Genomic DNA, 14,148 nt, shown 5'->3' with positions numbered 1-14,148 from the left:
ATGGCGATTGGTATTTTCGTAGAGTACAAAGGTCAGGTCACACAACTTCCTGTCAATCCAGAAGAACTAAAAACGAAGAATAGCGCCAATAATGAGTCAACAACGAGTATTGCGCTAGGAGAAATAACCCAGATGAGTTTCCCCAAACTCTCTGAGGTTACTTTCACTTCATTCTTCCCTAGAGACACTTTCCGCTCTTATGTCCTGAATAAATCAGGAACGCCTGAAACCTATGTTCGACTCTTAAAGAAAATCATGGATGGGAAAGAACCTTGTCGCTTGATTATATCTGGCGTGGGTATCAATATGCTTGCGACAGTTGAGAGTTTTGAGCAACAAAGAAAAGCTGGTATTCATGAGGATGTTTACTACGACATCACTTTCAAAGAGTACAAGATGGCCAAGGCTCGGTTTGTAAAAATCGAAAAGAAGGTATCAGAGGAGAAGAAAGCTAGTCAGCCTCAGAAAGAACAAGCTCCCTCAACTAAAAAAGAAGTGACTATCGGTGCAAAGGTGCTTGTTAATGGGCAACTGCATAGGGATAGTTACGGAGAAGGGCCAGGTCAAACTGAGTCAAACGCAACTAGGCTTGTCAATTATATCAATATGAAAGGGTCGCATCCTTATCACGTTACTATGCTTGATGGCGGTTGGCGTGGTTGGGTTACTGCTGATTCGGTGCAAGTCCTATGATGGAATTTCTAATTCAAGATGTGAATGACGGTAAAGTCTTTGATATCACGGAGTTGGTAGGTGGCGTCAAATGGGAAACCAGTATTGATTTTCAGCCGGGAAAACTTGAGTTTGATATGATCATAGACTCGCAGGTTGCTTGTAACTTTGGGGATGTTATTCGCTTCAAGGTAGATGATAAGGGCATCTTTTACGGCAAGGTTTTCAAGAAAAAACGGAAATCAGCCAAGAAATGGTCAGTTACTGCTTATGACAGAATGAGATATCTGAAAAACACTGACACAATCGTGTTTGAGGCCTCTAAGAGTCATGAAATCTTTAGTAAGATTTGCGAAATATCAGAACTTGAGTACAAGGTTGTTGATGAAGGAAACTGGACGTGTCCTGAGAAAATCGAAGATAAGAAAACCTATTTTGCTATGATCCAAAACGCTTTAGACTTAACGTTGATTCATGGTGGCATGTGGTACATTATCAGAGATAACTTTGGTACAGTCGAGCATATAGCCTTGAATTCGCTGATTACTGACTTAGTGATTGGTGATGATAGTGTAGCTACAGACTTTGACTATGAAGGCTCTATCGATGATAGTTTCAACTATGTAAAGCTGACTAAAGACAACAAAGAGAGTAAGAAGCGTGAAGTTTACGTCGTGAAAGACTCTAAAAATGTTGCTCTTTGGGGCAAGTTGCAGTACCACGAAAAAGTGGATGAAAAGATGAATGAGAGTCAGATTCAACAAAAGGCTGAGCTCTTATTAAAAGCTAAGAATCATCCTAAAAAGACTTTTAAAGTTCCTTGTTTAGGACATCTTGGGATCAGTGCAGGCCACAGTGTTGTGCTGGATTTTGCTGATTTAGAGTCTGAAGGGATTAAGAAGAACAGTCTTGGCATCATCTCTAAATGTACCCACAAGTGGGACAAGGTGCATACAATGGATTTAGAATTGAGGACGTTGGAATAATGGCAGGAGAGTTGTTAGCACGCCTTTTGGCGCAAGGAGTAGATGATGGGACAGACAGAACAGATATTGTTTTTGGTTCTGTCACATCTGTTTCTCCTTTAACAATCAAGGTTAATAATAAACTTGAAATCCCTGAGTCCTTTTTAGTTCTAAGTCCGATGGTTAAAGAACTACGTACTGGAGATACTGAAGGGGACAACAAGAGGTGGATTGTTTTTCGTGATCTTGAAGCAGGAGACAAAGTCTTAATGATTAAAGCCCAGAACGGGCAATTATACTACGTTTTACAAAGGATGGAGTGAAGATGGTAGATATACGAAACATTGAAGAAGTTGTTTTGCCATCCTACACTTATCAAGTGAAAAATGGCAGAATACACGGATATATTGACGGCTTAGAAGCCATGAGGCAAGCAGTTGAAAAGATTCTGCTCACAGAACGGTTTGAGTGGGTTATTTACTCTTCGAACTACGGAGTGGAATTGGAGCGATTGATTGGAAAGCCTTATGATTTTGTAAAAGCCGACCTTGAGAGAACAATTTCTCAAGCCTTGTTAGTTGATACAAGAATTAAAAGTGTCCAAAATTTCTTCATCGAGCAACAAACCAAGGACAGCTTGCTTTGTGTCTTTGAAGTCCATACCATATCTGGTTTATTTAAAGTTGAAAAGGAGGTGACGCTGATTAATGATAGGTGATTTCTTAGAAAAATACACATTTGATTATCTGATGAATGACGCTCTTTCTCGTGTCAATGAAAATATTGATACACGGGAAGGTTCTATCATCTATGACGCATTGGCGCCTGCTTGTTATGAGTTAGCTGGTTTTTATTTACAGTTGAAAAATCTACTGCTAGATACATTTCCACAGACTGCTATTGGCCAATACCTAGACTACAAGGTGGAAGAGTTCGGTCTACATCGTTATCCGTCAAAAAAAGCGGTACGCTTTGCGGAGTTTAAAAACGAGAAAAAAGAAGGTGTGCAAATCGCTTTGGGTTCTCGTTTTGCGACGATTGACGATGCTGCACTCATCTTCAAGGTAGTTCGTGCAACTAATGTAGCCGGCAAGTACGAAGTAGAGTGTGAGACAACTGGTGTTGTCGGAAATCGCTACTACGGCAATATCTTACCCTTAGAGAACTACAGGAACCTCGCCACTGCAGTCTTAGGGGAAATCGTTACATCTGGGCAAGATGAAGAAACTGACGATGAATTGCGGAAGCGTTTCTTGATTTACGTCAATGAGAAACCGTTTGGCGGTAACTTCATTGAGTACGTTCAGCGTGTTCGTGAAATTGACGGTGTTGGCGCAGTTCAGGTTTATCCAGTTTGGAATGGCTCAGGAACGGTTAAAGTGGTTGTTTTAGACAACGACTTAAACTTGGCATCTACCGAGACAATCAAGAAGGTGCAAAATGTTCTGGATCCACTAGAATATACTGGAAAAGGAGTTGGACTAGCTCCTATCAATCATCGTGTGACGGTTACGACCGCGACACGCTTCCCGATTGATATTGAGTTTAAACTTGAGTTGATGACAGGATATCAGCTAAATCAAGTAAAAGAACTGGTAGACAAGGCTCTAGACCAGTATTTTTTAGACTTGAGAAAGAACTGGGCGCAATACTCAGATGTCAACACTTATAGCATGAAAATCTATCGCTCGCAGTTAATGGCCAAGTTGCTGACCATTACTGGTATTGCAAACGTTGATAAGATGAAACTGAACAACCGTGAAGCTGATTTGTCGCTTGTTTTCACAGGACAATTACAACAATTGCCGTATAAAGGAACAGTGAGGATGGTTTAATGGTAAAAGAAGTAAACTTATCTGAATACGTTCCAGACTACTACGAGGGCGTCAAGGATATGAAAGAACTGGTTCGGGTGGAAAACACTCTGTTTAAAGACGGGACTGTCTCGTTAGAGCAGTTCATCAAGAATCAGTTTATTATGCTCTGCGATGTTCCTACGTTAACAAAATTTGAAGAAGTCTACGGTATTGTTGCTCACGCCGACGATACGTTGGACTGGAGAAGAGAGCGTGTTTTGTTGCGTATCAATATGAGACCACCATTTTCATGGTGGTTTTTAATTCGCAAATTGGACGACCTTTTTGGCAAAGGAAAGTACAAGGCTTCAGTAGATTTCGCTAATCAGGTCTTGCTGATTGAGTCTGGTGCAGAGACGAGCGGACTTTTCAGAGAGTCGGTTATTTTTGTCAATGCAATCAAACCAGCAAATATGGGGTATACGCATATCCCAACAGTAACAGAGCGTGTCAAACTGAAAGAACGGTTATTCAAGACTTCAGTAGATTTTGCTAGAGCAGGCTATGCGGTTGTAGGAGTGACACCTTTTGAGTATGAAGGGCCACAAGAGGAGGTTTTATTCAATGATTAAAGAAACGTTACTAAATACAGTTACAGAAACCGTACTAGCTAAAATCAACAAAGCAAGGTTGAACAATAATCAAATCGTTACGATACAGAAACAACGAGAACAACGTTTTGTCTTGATTGAATTCTTGATACCAGACTCAATCAAAGAAATCAATAAGATTGAATTGTTAGACAGTTCAGATGTGCCTCAGTCTGTCATTGATGTATACGTTCCGATTGAAACAACAACACGATTCAAATATAGACTGGAGGTGCTAACAGATGGTTAAAATTTGGCGGTCAAGAGATATCATTGGCGCTGAAGATGCGCAACGTTGGGAAAACAAAGCCGACGCAAGTCACAGGCACAAGGTTGCAGACATCGACGGTCTGCCTGAAAAGATTGACGAGTTCACCAGAAGTAAGGCTGAGAAAGTTGACCTAACTGGTCACATCAACAACCGCAACAACCCACACGGTGTCACTAAGCAACAAGTGGGACTAGGGAATGTAGACAACGTAAGGCAAGCCAGTTATACAGACCATGAAGCGACTAAAAGAGAAGTTAATGAGCAAGAACAACGATTGTCATTACTAGAAGAAATGGTATTGCAGAATGCATTCTATATACCAATCAAGGCCGAAGATAATGCTAATGTATTGCTAGGTGACGAAAACAACAATCTAGTCGTAGCTGATTGGAAATACCAAATAGTAGAAAGGGAGGAATAGATGAATGGTAATTATGAGCAACCAAGTTAGGAAAGCTACTGATTTGCCCACGTTATCCAACGTCTCAGACGGAGATGTGGTGCTAGTTCACAGTGGGGCAGGATTGAAAAAAGTACCTGTATCCACTTTAAAACGAACATTTACAACACCGCAATCGGCTATATCAGTGGCTACATCAAACTCAAACGGGATTGTCAGGCCGGATAATCAAACGACCGAGGTTTCAAATGGTGTGATGAAAGCAAAGACTGCAACTAGTGGACAGGCTGGTGTGGTGCGACCGGATAACTCAACGATTACAGTCGATAGTTCGGGTGTTTTGCGAGTAAACAGGTCAGCGCTTGGGATTCCAAGTACACCGTCCGAAGTAGTCGCTAATAAGCTGATTAACCAAAACGGGAATCAGCATATGAAGTATTGGTATGGGTCTAAATATCAATACGATGCACTCTCAACCAGAGACCCCAACACAATCTATGATGTGTATGAGTAGGTGATGCTATGGCTACAAGAGAAGGAATTTATGTTGGAGGACATGAAATTGTCCAAAGATACGTGGGTAGTAGGCTGGTTTGGGAGAAAAATAGACTTATATTGATTGGGAGTGCTTCCTATCCATTTGTTTCAGAAGGAGGAAATTCCGTAGTATTTAATCTTAGCAATGCAAACGGAATCTACAGTACAGGAGATTTAGAAAGATTCAGACCAAGTTATGCTGTCAAAAGAGGTGGTGCTACTTATATAATAAATTCAATTCAAATAAGTGAGCGAGTTGGTACTTTTGGTGAAAAAGATGGTTATTTTAAAATAATCTTCAAAACAGCATCAGACGCGGGTAGTTTTCTCTCAAAATCAGGGGGCACGTCATTTTATAGAAAAAAGAGGTAATTAAATATGGAATTCGTATTAGTAAATAAATTTTTTAGAGTTGGCAAGACGGAAGTCTCTATTCAATGTGACAAGCCGTTTACTTTTTTCACTCGTGAGTTAGAGGGTGATCATTTAGGTGACACGGATGAAACGCTCATCGAAGCAGTCAAAGAGATTCTACGTACTGAGCTAGACCCAACAAGTGCAATTGTACAAGCGCAAGCTAAATTGCAAGAAACTCAAGCTAAATTGGAGCAAGCAGAGTATAAACTGGCTGAGACAGAAGCTAAACAGACGGCTACAGACCAAGCTGTTAAGTACAATCAAGCAGAAACAGACCGTTATGGAAAGATTATCCATGCGGTCGTTTTAAATGCCGTAGCAGGCAAGACAATCGCCTATGGAACCAACTACAAGGAATTGGTTGAACTCATTCCACTTGCCGAAGTTGGGAAACGCTACATGGCACATGATTTGATTACTCTTGAAGATCCTACGCACGTTGAAGTGGACGGCGAAGGCAAGCGCATCTTGGTTCAGTTGAACAAGGAATTTACTTATAACGGCGAACCTGTCAGTGACTTTGATCGTAACGGACGTCTTGAAATGGACGGAACAGGGGCAGCATGGAAGTACGAACCTCAAGAAACGACTGTTGCACCAGCAGCTGCAGTTTCTACGACAACTACCGTAACCCCTGCAGTTCCAGAACCTTCTGCTACAGCAGCTACACCTAACCAATAATAGAGGTGTTTATGGACGTCTTACAATCAACAGAACATTTCTTCATGAACGTGCTACCAGTAGCGACACCAATCGTCGTGGCTTGGTTAGGCTATAAAATGCCGAAGAAATCAAAGGAACTGACAGACCAAATCATTTCTGAATTGAATGATGTCAAGAAACAAATCAAAGATGTCCAGATTACCGCTGACGAGAACAATCTCAAAATTGATGAAGTACAAGCAAAGCTAAAACTTCACGACGATGCGCACCTTGTCACGATGAGGATGCGCCTCGATCGTGATATTCGCAGGGCAATCCGTCGTGGTTTTACAACCAAGGATGAGTTCTACGTAGTCGAGAACATGCACAATAGCTACAAGGCTTTGGGTGGTAATGGCTACATAGACCACTTGTACAACAATTTTGAAGCGTTGCAGATTAGAGATGACATCTTAATTGAAGATGAGAAAGGAGCGCAGAATGGGTTGTAACAAACGTAGAGTTAACACAACCAATTTGGCTCGAATTGATGGTGGCGACCTTATTAAACAAGGGGATTTGTCTTCTACTTTTGGATTTGAATTGTTAGATGAAAATTACCAAGTCATGACCTCGTTTGAGGGTCAAGATGCGGTTGTTACTCTAACGAAGGGACAACGTAGGTGGAAGACAACTGCTCTCGTCACTAGCCATTCTGTCAATTTTAATTTAGATAGTATTCTACCAAGCGGAAAATACCGAGTGGAAATCTCGGTTGGAGGGTATATCTTCCCAAGCGACAGAGATACTTATATTGAAATTGAAGACTCAGATAAAGAGCTGGTTACGGAAGATGTCTACACTTTGAAGGAGTTAGACATTGAAAAAGAAGTAAAAAAACAACTTAGTGAAGGTGGAGCATGTCCGGAATTTCCAGACCTGCTTTTTCATTACAATCTAGGAAAGGTGTAAAACATGGACACAACAAAATTAACAGCATTCGCTCACGCAGTCGGAGTTGATATCAAAGAACTGAAACAACTGCTCAATGGCAAGGTTGACAATACCACTGTCAACCAACTAATTGAGCAAGCTAAGACAGCGGTCAAGAACGATATTTTGGGCGAAGGTGTATCTGAACAATTTGATACCCTCAAAGAAATCGCTGATTATATCGCTAATCTGAGTGGTGACACTGGTGGAGCAGTGGTTCAGAAGATTGCTGATCTCGGCAATCGTATTGACGAGTTTGCAAACCTTGACTTGGTCGCAACCTATAACGCTGCGAAAGCGTGATGGCTATGAGCAATTTAGAGGAATTTGCTCAGGCGGTTGGCCGTGATGTGAAGGTGCTGAACCAAAGGCCTGAACCAAGGCTGACCTTGACAGGCAATACCCTTGGTATTGTCGGGGGGAATAATGTCACGCTTCCACTACCTGAAAACGTAAGTCATGAAATTAGTGGTATAGGCTCGCCAGAAGGGCGAATAACTGCTGAAGTAGGAACAACTTATGTAGATGTCAATGCCACTAACGGTGCTCTTGTTTGGATAAAAAAGCAAGGTAATGGAAGTACCGGCTGGCAGGTGTTCTGGGGAGATACAGGTTGGAGGAATTTAGCTACGGTATCTACTTTGAACGTTGGTCGTAAAGCTTCGACTGTAAGAATCAGACGTGTTAACAATTTAGTTAGTTTTGCGTTCGGTGGCTTAGAGAGAGACCGCTTTGGGATTATTAGACGAAATGGTGATGGTTTCATCGGTCAAAATGAAAATAAAGGTGTTAGGATTATCATGCCTAAAGGCATTCCTGAGGGGTTTCGAAGCAGAAATTCGTTAATAGGAAATATCTTTAATGATGTAGGATTAGCTTACGGTATTTGGTATCTTGGCGGTAGATCGGATTCAAATTATATGCATTTCACATTTAACGAAGATATTCCAGTCGATAAGGATATCGATGATATCCGCGTTAGCACAATCAGCTACTTCACAGAAGAATCATGGCCGGCAACGTTGCCATAATAGAAAGGAAAAAACAAATGATTAATTGGAAATTACGTTTTAAGAACAAAGTAACACTCGTTGCTCTTATTGGAGCATTCTTCTTAATGCTTCAACAACTTGGATTGGAGATTCCGAAAAATATCCAGGACGGTGTGAATACATTTGTCTATATTCTTGTTTTAATGGGTGTCGTGAACGACCCGACGACAAGCGGAATCACAGACAGCACACGAGCGCTAGAATACAAGAAACCAAGTGAGGAGTAAGTATGGAAATCGATACAAGCAGACTACGTACAGACTTGCCGATTGTTGGGTTTGAGCCTTTCCGTCAAGTACATGCCCACTCAACAGGCAACCGCAATTCAACTGCTCAAAATGAGGCGGACTACCACTATAGAAAGGACCCTGGACTTGGGTTCTTTTCTCATGTCGTTGGAAATGGCCGTGTTATGCAGGTAGGTCCTGTAAACAAGGGAATGTGGGATGTTGGGGGCGGTTGGAATGCTGAGACTTATGCAGCAGTTGAATTGATAGAAAGCCATTCAACTAAAGAAGAGTTCATGACAGACTATCGCCTTTATATCGAATTGTTACGCAATCTAGCAGATGAAGCAGGTTTACCGAAAACTCTTGATACAGACGATTTGGCAGGTATCAAAACTCATGAATACTGTACCAATAACCAACCGGATAACAGTAGCGACCACGTTGACCCGTATCCTTATCTTGCTAAATGGGGTGTTAGCCGTGAACAGTTTAGGCGAGATATTGAGAACGGCTTAGGCACCGAAACAGGCTGGCAGAAGAACGATACAGGCTATTGGTATGTACACTCAGACGGCTCTTATCCAAAAGACAAGTTTGAGAAAATCAACGGAACCTGGTATTACTTCGACGGTTCAGGCTACATGCTTGCAGACCGTTGGAAGAAGCACTCAGACGGCAACTGGTACTGGTTTGATAACTCAGGAGAAATGGCGACAGGTTGGAAGAAAATCGCTGAGAAGTGGTACTATTTCGACGTAGAAGGTGTCATGAAGACAGGATGGGTCAAGTACAAGGATACATGGTACTACTTTGATAGTAAAGGTGGAAACATGGTATCTAATGAATTCGTCAGAGCAGGTCAAGGTTGGTACTACATCAAACCAGACGGAACTATGGCAGATAAGCCAGAGTTCACAGTAGAGCCAGAAGGCTTGATTACAGTTAAATAATCTTAAAAATAAAATGAAAGGAAAACTTTTCTAAAATGTTTATCTACCCCACAGGACTCGTTCTTGTGGGGATTTTTTTGTTAAAAAGAGTAATAAACATTGACTTTTTTAAAAAAAGATGTCATAATTGAGATGGAAAAAACGTAAAAGTACCGCTTTTCTCGTTATCCCGACTTCCAAAATGTCGTTAAACCGCTCGGCAATCCATGGTGACATGGACACATAGTAGTAAGCACGCTATGTGGCTTGGCAGAGCTAAAAACTGTTCCCTTGCGATAAGCCTAATAAGCACAACATAGGGAGTTAGAGAAGCCGACTCTAATCATCCACTTTGGGCAGTAGTGAGAACTGCCCCGTGCTTTTTATTTTGAGAAAATATGGAGTTTGTCGTTGAAATTACTTGATTGTGTTATAGATTATCAAGAAAAGTTCGATGGAAAAACATGTCAAGTATCAACGAATTATAAGCATTTAGAAACTTTCAAAGTAGATTTTTGCTTGACTGATTTACATCACTTATTTGGCTTGCACAAAATCACACGAGATTATGCTAGTCAAACAATACCTGCTATTCAAGCTGGTGTTTTTGTTTTGGAAGAATATAAAGATAATCCCATGTATAACGATGTTATAGAAAGGATATCTTTGTATAGTTTTATCGGTGTTATCTTCTATTCTAAGATAACAAGTTGTTGTATTGTAGCCAAGGATTTATCTAAAAACACCATGAAATTGGATGTCATATTTTTTGAAGATAGAAATAAAAGATCCGCAATTTTAGGTTTACGAAAAGATAAAAGTGGAGTGTTTAAACCGGTTACTCTACATTTTACAAGCGCTAAGAAATATGCTAAAGTTCGTAAAACAGATGTGAAAGAAATTAAATGGTTATAAAAAACTTTTCGCAGGCTCAGGCTTGCGGTTTTTTTGTTTGTCTGAAATACGCTTGATAATCGCTTGAAAGTCTTGAAAAACCTTTATAGATAGAAGGTTAGGAGCGTTCTTTTTCGCTTGAATACCATTTAAAAATGTGACGTGAAGCCGAAATAAAATTTGGGTACGAGCAGGAACCGTGACAAACATCACGGTTTTCTATTTTGCAAAAATGCTTATTTTTTAACTTTAAAAACCCAAATCACAATCCTATTGTTCAAAAAAGCGGTTTCTTGAAGAATAGAAAGAGAAAATCGTGGTGTATTATTGTCAAAAATGCCATTTTGTCAATAATAGATCCTTTTTATTTTTTGATTATTGTCAAAAACGGTATTTTGTTAAAAATAAAAACAAGGGGCAAAAAAGGGGCATAAGGTGTAAACTTTTGTATTTTTACGGTAAAAAATATATGTAGTTTATGACGTATAAACCCTTATTTTACAATAGTTTTTACTTACAGATTCTTATCTAAAATCATTTGCACTTAAAGACGCTGTTAAATAATTAGCCTTTAAAAAGCCTATCATATCAAGCATTTGAGCTTGTGTGACAGGCTTTTCTTTTGGTTTTGAGGCCAGAATCTGAATGAACTAGCACCGGAAAACCTTTCAAATACAGTCTGATTTAAATTGCGTAGCAGAAATCATACAAATGAAATTGATTATAGTAAAATAGGATTAGAATTATTAAGAAAGTTGGTTCTTTATTGGAAACGATAGTATTTTCAATCTCCGTTTTTTTAGCAGGGATCTTGTCCTTCTTTTCACCTTGTATATTTCCTCTGATACCTGTTTATACTGGAATTTTATTGGATGATCAGGAAAGTGCAAAAAGCTTTTCTTTATTTGGGAGAAAGGTTCTTTGGTCGGGCTTGATTCGAACATTGTGCTTTATTGCAGGTATCTCTCTCATTTTCTTTATCTTAGGATTTGGTGCTGGTTACTTTGGTAATATCTTCTATGCCAATTGGTTTCGCTATACCATGGGAACAATTATTATCATTTTAGGTTTACACCAGATGGAAATTTTTCATTTTAAGAAATTAGAGGTTCAAAAAAGCTTTACTTTTAAGAAATCAGAAGCCAATCGTTATTGGTCAGCCTTTTTACTCGGTATTACTTTTAGCTTTGGTTGGACGCCTTGTATCGGTCCAGTTTTAAGTTCTGTTTTAGCACTTGCGGCTTCTGGAGGCAATGGCGCTTGGCAAGGAGCTATCTATACCTTGATTTACACTCTAGGAATGGCCATTCCTTTCTTAGTTTTGGCTCTAGCTTCAGGTGTAGTAATGCCTTATTTTGGCAAAATGAAGCGTCATATGATGCTACTGAAGAAAATTGGTGGTTTCCTCATTATTTTAATGGGAATTTTGTTACTATTAGGACAAGTAAATGTTCTAGCTGGAATTTTTGAATAAAGGAGAAAAAGATGAAAAAAGTAATGTTTGCTGGATTAAGCCTTTTGTCAGTAGTTGTATTGATGGCCTGTGGTGAGGAAGAGACTAAAAAGACTCAAGCACCAGAACAATCCCCAAACCAACAGCAACAAACGACTGTACAACAAATTGCTGTTGGGAAAGAGGCTCCAGATTTCACCTTGCAATCTATGGATGGTAAAGAAGTTAAGTTATCTGATTATAAGGGTAAAAAAGTCTACTTGAAGTTTTGGGCTTCATGGTGTGGTCCATGTAAAAAAAGTATGCCTGAATTGATGGAATTAGCTGCAAAAGAAGATCGTGATTTCGAAATTCTTAGTGTCATTGCACCAGGAATTCAAGGTGAAAAAACTGCTGAGCAATTCCCACAATGGTTCCAAGATCAAGGTTATAAGGATATCCCAGTTCTTTATGACACAAAAGCAACTACATTCCAAGCTTATCAAATTCGAAGCATTCCTACAGAATACCTGATTGATAGTCAAGGAAAGATTGGAAAGATACAAATTGGTGTTATCAGTAATGCGGATGCAGAAGCAGCCTTTAAAGAAATGAACTAGAATTGATAAAGAAAATCTGATTACAATAAAAGTAGTCAGATTTTTTTAGAAAAATATTTTATAAATATTCACAAAAACCCTATATTTATGGTAAAATAGAATCATCATTTTATTTTGGAGTTAAAAATGAATATATTTAGAACAAAGAATGTTAGCTTAGATAAAACAGAGATGCATAGGCATTTGAAGTTATGGGATTTGATTTTGTTAGGTATTGGAGCCATGGTAGGGACAGGTGTCTTTACAATAACAGGTACTGCAGCCGCAACTCTAGCGGGTCCAGCCCTAGTGATTTCAATTGTCATTTCTGCCTTGTGTGTGGGATTATCAGCTCTCTTTTTTGCAGAATTTGCTTCACGAGTACCTGCTACAGGTGGTGCCTACAGTTATCTTTATGCTATTTTAGGAGAATTCCCAGCCTGGTTGGCTGGTTGGTTAACCATGATGGAATTCATGACAGCCATATCTGGTGTGGCTTCGGGCTGGGCAGCTTATTTTAAAGGGTTGCTCTCTCAATACGAGATAGCCCTTCCTCAGGCTTTAAATGGTACTTTTAATCCTCAAGCAGGGACATTTGTTGATTTATTGCCTATTCTTGTCTTGGTTCTAGTTACCTCACTTGTTTTACTTAATGCTAAGGCAGCCTTACGCTTTAACTCTATTTTAGTTATTTTGAAATTTTCTGCTTTAGCTCTCTTTGTTTTAGTAGGAATTTGGCATATCAAGCTTGATAATTGGAGTAATTTTGCTCCTTATGGTTTTGGCCAAATCTATGGCGCCAGTACGGGTATTATGGCTGGTGCGTCCTTGATGTTCTTTGGTTTTTTGGGCTTTGAATCCATCTCTATGGCTGTAGATGAAGTCAAAACTCCTCAAAAAAATATTCCGAGAGGGATTGTCTTATCGCTTTCTATAGTAACCATTCTTTATGCCTTGGTGACGCTTGTCTTGACTGGTGTGGTTCACTATAGTCATCTAAATGTCGATGATGCCGTTGCCTTTGCTCTTCGCAGCGTTGGGATCAGTTGGGCAGCTAATTATGTGTCATTAGTGGCTATCTTGACCTTGATTACGGTTTGTATCTCGATGACCTATGCCCTATCGCGTATGATTTACAGTTTAGCGCGTGACGGATTGATGCCTGCTGCCCTTAAAGAACTGACCAAAACAAGTAAGGTACCAAAAAATGCTACTATCTTGACAGGTCTAGCTTCTGCAGTAGCAGCAGGAATGTTCCCTCTTGCTAGTATCGCAGCCTTCTTAAATATTTGTACCTTGGCCTACTTGATTATGCTTGCTTATGGTCTGATTCGCTTACGGAAAGAAAAAGGAATGCCCAAAGCTGGAGAATTTAAAACACCATTGGTACCCTTATTACCAATTCTATCAATCATCATTTGTCTATCCTTTATGTTGCAGTATAATATGGAAACTTGGATAGCTTTCCTAGTTGCTTTGTTAATAGGAAGTCTTATTTACTTTACTTATGGTTATAAACATTCCACTATAGAAGAATAATACTCTTCGAAAATCTCTACAAACCACGTCAGCTTCGCCTTGCCGTATATATGTGACTGACTTCGTCAGTTCTATCTACAACCTCAAAACAGTGTTTTGAGCAACCTACGGCTAGCTTCCTAATTTGCTC

22 protein-coding genes are annotated in these 14,148 nt (G+C 39.7%); 21 read left to right on the top strand and 1 reads right to left on the bottom strand.

Translation table 11 applies throughout. From position 1 onward, the window contains the following. The 18 genes from UKS_RS05400 to UKS_RS05315 all read left to right on the top strand — a co-directional run bounded on the left by UKS_RS05400 (position 1) and on the right by UKS_RS05315 (position 10,469). The gene (locus UKS_RS05400; RefSeq protein WP_061759919.1) at positions 1 to 693 is read left to right on the top strand and encodes a phage baseplate protein; all 693 of its coding nucleotides are present in this window, start codon (positions 1 to 3) and stop codon (positions 691 to 693) included. Continuing rightward, a complete protein-coding gene (locus tag UKS_RS05395; RefSeq protein WP_156012092.1) occupies positions 690 to 1,658 on the top strand; it encodes an XkdQ/YqbQ family protein in 969 nt (322 codons plus the stop codon). Before UKS_RS05400 ends, UKS_RS05395 begins: the two co-directional genes overlap by 4 nt. Further along, on the top strand, positions 1,658 to 1,960 hold the full coding sequence (locus UKS_RS05390) for a DUF2577 domain-containing protein (protein WP_015973671.1): 303 nt from the start codon (positions 1,658 to 1,660) through the stop codon (positions 1,958 to 1,960). The genes UKS_RS05395 and UKS_RS05390 overlap by 1 nt, the downstream gene beginning before the upstream one ends. Before the next feature lie 2 nt (positions 1,961 to 1,962). Continuing rightward, entirely contained in the window at positions 1,963 to 2,355 is a 393-nt protein-coding gene (locus UKS_RS05385; RefSeq protein WP_023948079.1) for a DUF2634 domain-containing protein, read from the top strand. Beyond that, positions 2,345 to 3,472, top strand: coding sequence for a baseplate J/gp47 family protein (locus UKS_RS05380; RefSeq protein ID WP_156012090.1), 1,128 nt, complete (start codon positions 2,345 to 2,347; stop codon positions 3,470 to 3,472). The genes UKS_RS05385 and UKS_RS05380 overlap by 11 nt, the downstream gene beginning before the upstream one ends. After that, a complete protein-coding gene (locus UKS_RS05375) occupies positions 3,472 to 4,065 on the top strand; it encodes a putative phage tail protein (protein ID WP_156012089.1) in 594 nt (197 codons plus the stop codon). Before UKS_RS05380 ends, UKS_RS05375 begins: the two co-directional genes overlap by 1 nt. Then, positions 4,058 to 4,333 carry a hypothetical protein gene (locus UKS_RS05370; protein ID WP_156012088.1) on the top strand — a complete coding sequence of 92 codons (276 nt, stop codon included), beginning with the start codon at positions 4,058 to 4,060 and terminating at the stop codon, positions 4,331 to 4,333. Before UKS_RS05375 ends, UKS_RS05370 begins: the two co-directional genes overlap by 8 nt. Further along, positions 4,326 to 4,775: a hypothetical protein gene (locus UKS_RS05365; RefSeq protein ID WP_156012087.1), complete on the top strand. Its 450-nt coding sequence runs from the start codon at positions 4,326 to 4,328 to the stop codon at positions 4,773 to 4,775. The genes UKS_RS05370 and UKS_RS05365 overlap by 8 nt, the downstream gene beginning before the upstream one ends. Positions 4,776 to 4,854: 79 nt before the next feature. Continuing rightward, positions 4,855 to 5,268: a phage upper tail fiber protein gene (locus tag UKS_RS05360; RefSeq protein WP_232049738.1), complete on the top strand. Its 414-nt coding sequence runs from the start codon at positions 4,855 to 4,857 to the stop codon at positions 5,266 to 5,268. 8 nt (positions 5,269 to 5,276) lie between these two features. Further along, positions 5,277 to 5,663 (top strand): hypothetical protein, encoded by a 387-nt coding sequence (locus UKS_RS05355; protein ID WP_156012085.1) that lies wholly within the window; start codon positions 5,277 to 5,279, stop codon positions 5,661 to 5,663. A 6-nt stretch (positions 5,664 to 5,669) separates the two neighbouring features. Then, positions 5,670 to 6,389 carry a hypothetical protein gene (locus UKS_RS05350; RefSeq protein WP_156012084.1) on the top strand — a complete coding sequence of 240 codons (720 nt, stop codon included), beginning with the start codon at positions 5,670 to 5,672 and terminating at the stop codon, positions 6,387 to 6,389. 11 nt (positions 6,390 to 6,400) lie between these two features. Then, positions 6,401 to 6,862 carry a hypothetical protein gene (locus UKS_RS05345; protein ID WP_156012083.1) on the top strand — a complete coding sequence of 154 codons (462 nt, stop codon included), beginning with the start codon at positions 6,401 to 6,403 and terminating at the stop codon, positions 6,860 to 6,862. Then, positions 6,852 to 7,322, top strand: a complete 471-nt coding sequence (locus UKS_RS05340; protein WP_156012082.1) for a hypothetical protein — start codon at positions 6,852 to 6,854, stop codon at positions 7,320 to 7,322. The genes UKS_RS05345 and UKS_RS05340 overlap by 11 nt, the downstream gene beginning before the upstream one ends. Before the next feature lie 3 nt (positions 7,323 to 7,325). Beyond that, positions 7,326 to 7,646, top strand: a complete 321-nt coding sequence (locus UKS_RS05335) for a hypothetical protein (protein ID WP_156012081.1) — start codon at positions 7,326 to 7,328, stop codon at positions 7,644 to 7,646. 5 nt (positions 7,647 to 7,651) lie between these two features. Further along, positions 7,652 to 8,374, top strand: a complete 723-nt coding sequence (locus UKS_RS05330) for a hypothetical protein (RefSeq protein ID WP_156012080.1) — start codon at positions 7,652 to 7,654, stop codon at positions 8,372 to 8,374. Positions 8,375 to 8,391: 17 nt separating this feature from the next. Beyond that, the gene (locus tag UKS_RS05325) at positions 8,392 to 8,622 is read left to right on the top strand and encodes a phage holin (protein ID WP_156012079.1); all 231 of its coding nucleotides are present in this window, start codon (positions 8,392 to 8,394) and stop codon (positions 8,620 to 8,622) included. Positions 8,623 to 8,624: 2 nt separating this feature from the next. Next, the gene (locus UKS_RS05320) at positions 8,625 to 9,575 is read left to right on the top strand and encodes an N-acetylmuramoyl-L-alanine amidase (RefSeq protein ID WP_156012078.1); all 951 of its coding nucleotides are present in this window, start codon (positions 8,625 to 8,627) and stop codon (positions 9,573 to 9,575) included. Between the two features lie 384 nt (positions 9,576 to 9,959). Then, positions 9,960 to 10,469, top strand: coding sequence for a PBECR4 domain-containing protein (locus UKS_RS05315; RefSeq protein WP_332066837.1), 510 nt, complete (start codon positions 9,960 to 9,962; stop codon positions 10,467 to 10,469). Here UKS_RS05315 and UKS_RS05310 read toward each other — a convergent pair. Continuing rightward, on the bottom strand, positions 10,464 to 10,658 hold the full coding sequence (locus UKS_RS05310; RefSeq protein ID WP_156012076.1) for a hypothetical protein: 195 nt from the start codon (positions 10,656 to 10,658) through the stop codon (positions 10,464 to 10,466). The genes UKS_RS05315 and UKS_RS05310 overlap by 6 nt on opposite strands. Before the next feature lie 556 nt (positions 10,659 to 11,214). Here UKS_RS05310 and ccdA2 point away from each other — a divergent pair. The 3 genes from ccdA2 (at position 11,215) to UKS_RS05295 (ending at position 14,018) form a co-directional block, all read left to right on the top strand. Continuing rightward, positions 11,215 to 11,922, top strand: coding sequence for a thiol-disulfide oxidoreductase-associated membrane protein CcdA2 (gene ccdA2 / locus UKS_RS05305; protein ID WP_156012075.1), 708 nt, complete (start codon positions 11,215 to 11,217; stop codon positions 11,920 to 11,922). An 11-nt stretch (positions 11,923 to 11,933) separates the two neighbouring features. Continuing rightward, complete coding sequence (gene sdbB, locus UKS_RS05300; protein WP_049495728.1) at positions 11,934 to 12,500, top strand: thiol-disulfide oxidoreductase-associated lipoprotein SdbB; 567 nt, start codon at positions 11,934 to 11,936, stop codon at positions 12,498 to 12,500. A gap of 126 nt (positions 12,501 to 12,626) precedes the next feature. Further along, entirely contained in the window at positions 12,627 to 14,018 is a 1,392-nt protein-coding gene (locus UKS_RS05295) for an APC family permease (RefSeq protein WP_156012074.1), read from the top strand. Positions 14,019 to 14,148 lie beyond the last annotated feature (130 nt).

The sequence above is a fragment of the Streptococcus sp. 116-D4 genome, assembly GCF_009731465.1.
GTDB lineage: Bacteria > Bacillota > Bacilli > Lactobacillales > Streptococcaceae > Streptococcus > Streptococcus pseudopneumoniae_E.
Note: the sequence above shows the minus strand (reverse complement) of the source record. Positions and strands in the feature narration are given on the sequence as shown.